Origin of the sequence: Ramlibacter sp., assembly GCF_028292805.1 — a bacterium.
Classification (GTDB): domain Bacteria; phylum Pseudomonadota; class Gammaproteobacteria; order Burkholderiales; family Burkholderiaceae_C; genus Ramlibacter.
Genome location: NZ_JAQGLS010000252.1, coordinates 1 through 5686 on the forward strand (window position 1 = coordinate 1; position 5686 = coordinate 5686).

Annotated in this window: 7 protein-coding genes and 1 pseudogene; all 8 read right to left on the reverse strand. The window is 72.1% G+C overall.

All coding sequences use genetic code 11. The features are described from left to right. Positions 1-254 (reverse strand): annotated as a pseudogene (locus JWP65_RS15790) (hypothetical protein); the annotation flags it as partial. A 1-nt stretch (position 255) separates the two neighbouring features. Then, positions 256-612 carry a FliM/FliN family flagellar motor switch protein gene (locus JWP65_RS15795; RefSeq protein WP_299765401.1) on the reverse strand — a complete coding sequence of 119 codons (357 nt, stop codon included), beginning with the start codon at positions 610-612 and terminating at the stop codon, positions 256-258. Beyond that, the gene (locus tag JWP65_RS15800) at positions 609-1409 is read right to left on the reverse strand and encodes a FliM/FliN family flagellar motor C-terminal domain-containing protein (protein WP_299765402.1); all 801 of its coding nucleotides are present in this window, start codon (positions 1407-1409) and stop codon (positions 609-611) included. Before JWP65_RS15800 ends, JWP65_RS15795 begins: the two co-directional genes overlap by 4 nt. A gap of 44 nt (positions 1410-1453) precedes the next feature. Further along, complete coding sequence (locus JWP65_RS15805) at positions 1454-2638, reverse strand: flagellar hook protein FlgE (RefSeq protein ID WP_299765403.1); 1185 nt, start codon at positions 2636-2638, stop codon at positions 1454-1456. A gap of 15 nt (positions 2639-2653) precedes the next feature. Beyond that, on the reverse strand, positions 2654-3061 hold the full coding sequence (locus JWP65_RS15810; RefSeq protein ID WP_299765404.1) for a flagellar hook capping FlgD N-terminal domain-containing protein: 408 nt from the start codon (positions 3059-3061) through the stop codon (positions 2654-2656). Beyond that, positions 3058-3780: a hypothetical protein gene (locus JWP65_RS15815; RefSeq protein ID WP_299765406.1), complete on the reverse strand. Its 723-nt coding sequence runs from the start codon at positions 3778-3780 to the stop codon at positions 3058-3060. Before JWP65_RS15815 ends, JWP65_RS15810 begins: the two co-directional genes overlap by 4 nt. Then, a complete protein-coding gene (locus JWP65_RS15820) occupies positions 3777-4271 on the reverse strand; it encodes a hypothetical protein (RefSeq protein WP_299765407.1) in 495 nt (164 codons plus the stop codon). The genes JWP65_RS15815 and JWP65_RS15820 overlap by 4 nt, the downstream gene beginning before the upstream one ends. Further along, the gene (locus JWP65_RS15825) at positions 4268-5596 is read right to left on the reverse strand and encodes a FliI/YscN family ATPase (RefSeq protein WP_299765409.1); all 1329 of its coding nucleotides are present in this window, start codon (positions 5594-5596) and stop codon (positions 4268-4270) included. The genes JWP65_RS15820 and JWP65_RS15825 overlap by 4 nt, the downstream gene beginning before the upstream one ends. Between the last annotated feature and the right edge of the window lie 90 nt (positions 5597-5686).

A 5686-nucleotide genomic window follows, 5' to 3' on the forward strand; every position in this document is an offset into this window, starting at 1 on the left:
GCGCCGTCCTTGCGGCGCACGATGGCGAAGCCGCCCGCGGCCAGCAGCGCCAGCAGCAGCGCACCGGCCAGCCAGGCCGGCAGCGAGGAGGCAGGCCCGGGCTCATCGCGCCGCAGCGGCAGCGTCCGCGGCAAGGACGCCGCTGCCGAGGCGGAGCTGCCTGGCGCCGCCGGGGCCTGGGCCCGCGCCGGCACAGCCAGCAGTGCGGCGCTGCAAAGCGCCGCTGCGAGCAATGCGCGTGGTCGCGAGGCCATGTCAGAGCTTCAATGGCAGCGGCACTTCGGTGATGCGCACGGCGAAGGCGCCATCGACGGCGACGAGCTGGCCGCGCGCCACCACCCGGCCTTCCAGCACCAGGTCGACCGGCTGCTCGACGCCGCGGTCCAGCGGCAGCACTTCGTTCTGCCGCGCCGCCAGCAGTTCGCCCAGCGTCATGCTGGCCGTGCCGACGCACACCTGCAGCCTGACCTTCACCGCGTGCAGGGGATGGGCGTCCTGCAGCAAGGGCGCGCCGGCCCCGCCCTGCGCCGGCAGTTCCTCGAAAGCCAGCGGCTGCGCCCGCCGCTGCGAAGTGGTGGCGTCGTTCATGAACGACTCGATCATCTGACTCATGGCTGGACCTTTCGGGTCGGCGGAGGATCCTGGCGGGCGCCGGGAGCGGCCAGCTCCACGGCCTTGGAGCCGGCCCGGCGCCCGAGATAGGCGGCGAACAGCGCGGCGCCAGCGTCGTCGCACACGGTGGCCGGAGCGTCGATGCGGTGCTGCACGCGAACGACGTCGCCGGGCTGCAGCCGCTGCAGCGCGCCCAGGTCGATGTCGCAGCCGGCCAGTTGCACGTCCAGCCGCATGGAGCGACCGGCGACCGCATCCAGCACGGGCGCCAACGCAGCGCGCTGCGGGCCGGCCGGGACCACCACGATCGGACCGCCCCGCGCCTCCCACCAGGCGGCGACGGCGACAGGTTGCAGCAGCAGGCGCCACGCCAAGGGCGCTGGCAGCCGGACATCGACGATGCCGGACCAGGCGTACAGATCGGTGGGTGCCGGCCCGGCGTCGGGCCCGGCAGCGGCAGTCACTCCCACCGCCGATAGAAGCCGCGCGGTGACATCGCGTTCGCAGGCCGACGCCAGCGCCAGGGCGATAGGGCCGAGCGCCGCGCTTTCTTTGAACAGCGCATCGACCACGCCACGCGCAGCGCCCAATGACAGCTGCAGCCAGCCAGCAGGTTGCGCGCCAAGCAGCAGCCGGCGCCACGCGAGGGCGCTCTCGAACGGCGCCGGCGATTGGCAGGTGACGGCCCCGGCCGCATGCACGCCCCAGTCGGCGCTCCATCCGGCCAGAGCCTGTTCGAGCGCTGCTGCCAGGGCGCGCAGCTGCTCGTCGCGCCAGGCGATCAGCGGCCGGGCCATTGCGCCATCGCGGCGGGAATCCGCAACCATGCCGGCGGACTGCATCACTGGGCTTTCATGCGGAACAGCTCCTGCAGCATGTCATTGGCGGTCACTATCACCTGCGAGGACGCCTGGTAGCCGCGCTGCATCACCACCAGCTCGCTGAACTCACGCGACAGGTCGACGTTGGACAGCTCCAGCACGCCGGACCGGATCCGGCCGAAGGCGCCCTCAGTCGCCGCCCCGGTGTCCCAGCTGATGCCGTTGGCCTGGCCATAGCGGTTGCCCCCCAGTTCCTCGACTGCATCGGGGCTGCTGAACCGCGCCAGCAGGAGGCGCGCGCCTTCGACTTTCCGGCCGTTCGAATAGGTGGCGACCAGCGTGCCCTGCTCGTTGAATGACGCGTCGGTCAGGGTGCCGGGGGCGGAGCCGTCCTGCGACACCATGGCCAAGGTCGACAGGTCGCCGGAGGCGAACGACGTCACATCGCTGCTGAAGTCCAGCGCCAGTGGCCGTGCCGGCCTGCCAGGCGGCGCGTAGTTGAAGTTGAGCCTGGAGGTCGCGGCCGTCGGGCTGCCATCGTCGAACACGATCTGCGAAACACCGACGGAGGTGGTGCCGTCCAGCAGTTCCACCTTCCAGCTGTCCGGGGTCGCCGCGGAGGTGTTGGTGAACGCCAGCGACATTAAGTGTTCCTGCCCCCGTTCGTCGAACACGCGCACCGAGCCGACCGTCTGCCCGGTTGCCGTGGCCGACAGGTTGCCGGTGAAGCGGACGCTGTCCGTGGCCTTGCCGGCCGCCACGCCCAAGCCCGCGAGCGACAGGCCGACCTCCTTGCCTTGCGCATCCACGCCCACCAGCTGGCCGCCGTCCGTGCGGCTGACGAACTTGCCTTCGCCATCGAACTCGAACTGGCCGGCCCGGCTGTAGCGCGTGCGGCCATCGGCGTCCCGCAGCACGAACAGGCCTTCGCCTTCCACGCCGAGGTCGAACGGGTTGCCGGTTTGCCGCAGGTCGCCCTGGCGGAAATCCACATGGCTGCCCGCGGTGCCGAGGCCGAATCCCAGCTTGGCCGGCGCGCCGCCGGCAGCGGCGGCGCCGCCGTTGGCATAGAACAGGTCGGTGAACTGCAAGGTCGAGCCCTTGTAGCCAGGCGTGTTCAGGTTGGCGGTGTTGTTGGCGATCACCCGCAGGCCCTTGGCATAGCCCAGGAGACCGGTCATTCCGACATGGATGGAGTCGAGCATCTTTGCCTCCGGGGCTTAGCGGACGTTGAGGATCTTGCTGAGGGGAACCTCGGCCAGCACGTTGCCTTGTGCGGTGTTGACGCTGACCAGCGGCGCATCGCCGTGCAGGGACAACGAGGCCACGGTGCCGGTCACGCGGCCGGTGGCGGTTTCGACGTCGACGGCGCGGCCGATCAGGCCCACCGACTGCAAGGCGGCCTGGTTGGTGATCAGCTGGTCGAGCTTCTCGTTGAGGCGCTGGGTCTGCTCCAGCGAGGTGAACTGCGCCATCTGCGCCATGAACTGCTGGTTGTCCATGGGCTTGAGCGGGTCCTGGTAATTCAGCTGCGTCAGCAGGATCTTCAGGAAATCCTCGAGACCCAGGCTTTGCGTCGAGGCAGAAGGCAAGGCGCTGCTGGCGCCAATCGCGCTGATGGCCATCATGGCTCCTGGTGAAAGTGGGAGTGCGGCTCGAGGACCGTGCCGTTGCAGACCACCGATGCGAGTCGCAGGCCGGTGGCGGAGAGCTGGCGGCGCAGTTCCGTGGCCAACGCCGCCGATCGCACTGCAGGCGCCCCCACAGGGCCGTCGATGCCGAGATAGACGGCCACGCCGAGCGGGCCCTCTTCGACGTGCACGCGCACCGGCGTTCGCGGGCTGCCTGGCTGCAGGATGTCCGGCGGGCGCGTGCACACGATGCGCGTGGCTGCTGGCGGCATTGGCCGCACGGTTGATGCCGTCCAGGGCATGCCGGCGCCGAGGCTGCCGGCGGACTGGGCTGCGGCGGCAGCGGAAGGGGCGAAGCCAGCCCGGGAGACGGCCGTCGCGCGCGCCAAGGAGGCCGGTTCGCCAACCGCAAAGGCGCTGGCAACAGCCGCAGCAGACTGCGGGGCGCGCCAGGGGTTCGCGCCGGCGCCGCCGCGCGCAGCAGCGGCGACTGTGGGCTCGGGCAGGGTCCGGTGCCCGCCGGCATCCTGCGATTGCAGCCAGGCGTGCCGCCGGCCGTCGGCGAGCGGCACGCTGGTGGCCGCCCCGTCGGGCCCATGGAACCAGGCCAGCCGGTGGGCCACCTGCAGCTGGCGCAGCCAGTCGTCGCCCGCGCCGCACCTGCCTGGGGCGAAGGTGGGTGACGTTGCGACGGCCGGATGCGGCGACACCTTCATGGCGCCACCTGCCGTGTCGCGCGCGCGGACTGGTCGTGCACCAGCCAGGCCGCGTCCGCCTGCCTGTCCTGCAACAGCAAGGCGCCGGCGATGTACGCACGCATCGCACCGGCGCGGGCCGCCACCAGCGACTCCAGCTTGCACTCGCGGTGCGCGCACTCGGCGCGGGCCGCCGCCAGCGCCCGTTCCAGGGACTGGAGGCGCTGGCCGACGCGCCCCAGCTGCTGCTGGATGCTCACCAGGTAGGCGAGGAACTGCCGGTGCGCCGGCGGATCCAGGGTCTGGTGCAGGACAGGGGCCGCGCGGCGCGCCTGCTGCTGGTGCAAGGCGTCCAGTTCACGCAGCTGCGATTGCGACCGGTGCAGGGCGGCCAGCGCCTGGGCCAGCCGCGCGCGCGCGGCGTCGCGCTCCCATTCCAGCTTGCGCTCCAGCGGCAGCAGCGGCCAGGCAAAGGCGCGCATGTCGACGCTCGCGTGCGGCAAGGTCGTCATGCCTTGTCCTCCAGGCCCAGCGCCTGGGCCAGCCCGCGCATCGCGTCGGCCCGGCTGATGCCGCCGTCGGCTTGCTGCAGCCAGGCGCGCAGGCCGGCATCGAGGGCCAACGCCTCGTCCAGGGCCGCATTGGTGCCGCTCTGGTAGGCGCCGATGTCCACCATCTGCCGATTGCGCTGCAAGGTGGCGAGCTGGCGCACGGCCGACATGGCCAGGGCGCGCTCGTGCGGCGCGGCCAGCTCCGGCAGCAGGCGACTGGCGCTGCGCAGTGCGTCGATGGCGGGGTAATGCCCCTGCTCGGCCAGTTCACGCGAGAGCACGATGTGGCCGTCGAGGATGGACCGAAGGCTGTCGGCGACCGGCTCGTTCAGGTCATCGCCCTCCACCAGCACCGTCATCAGCGCAGTGATCGAGCCGCCCGAGGGCGAGGTGCCGCAGCGCTCGCAAAGCTGCGGCAGCTCGGCGAACACCGAGGGCGTGTAACCGCGGGCAGTGGCCGGCTCGCCGGCCGCCAGCCCCACCTCGCGGCGCGCCATTGCCATGCGGGTGATGGAGTCCATGGTCAGGACCACCGTCGCGCCGCTGGCGCTGAAGTAGCCGGCGATCGCCACCGCCGCGTGGGCCGCGCGCAGCCGCGCCAGCGCGGGCTGGTCCGAAGTGGCGACGACCACCACGCAGCGCCGCAGCCCATCCGGCCCGAGCTGCCGCTCGACGAACTCGCGCACCTCGCGGCCGCGTTCACCGATCAGCGCGATCACGTTGACGTCGGCCTTGGCGTGCCGCGCCACCATGCCGAGCAGCGTGCTCTTGCCGACACCGCTGCCAGCGAAGATACCCACGCGCTGGCCTTGTCCCAGGGTCAGCAGCCCGTCGATGGCGCGGATGCCGGTCTCCAGCACCTGGCGGATGCGGGGTCGTTGCAAGGGATTGGGCGCTGGCCCGTGCAGGGGCTGCAGGAAGGGCGTGACCGGGGGCGGGCCGCCGTCCAGCGGTTCGCCAAAGGCATCGATGACCCGCCCCAGCAGGGCCGGCCCGACGGCGACGCTGCCTCGCCGCCCCAGCGCCACCACCTGGGCGCCGGCCGCCACTGCCTGCAGGCTGCCGTAGGCCAGCAAGGTCACGTGGTCGTGCTGCAGCCCGACGACTTCAGCCAGGATGCCGGTGTCGACGCGGGCGCCGGGTGGCACCACCCGGCACATTTCGCCGACGGCCGCGCGCGGCCCCTCGGACTCGATCGCCAGCCCCTGCACGCGGCGCACCCAGCCAATGCGGCGCTGCAGGTCCACCGAGCGCAGATGGTCGCTCCAGCCGCAGCGGTCGTTCACCGCGGGGACTCCACGGCGCGCGCCGCCGCCCGGCTCGCGCGGGCCTGCAGCAGGCCCGCCTTGCACTGCTCGAGCACCGTCTCCAGCCGC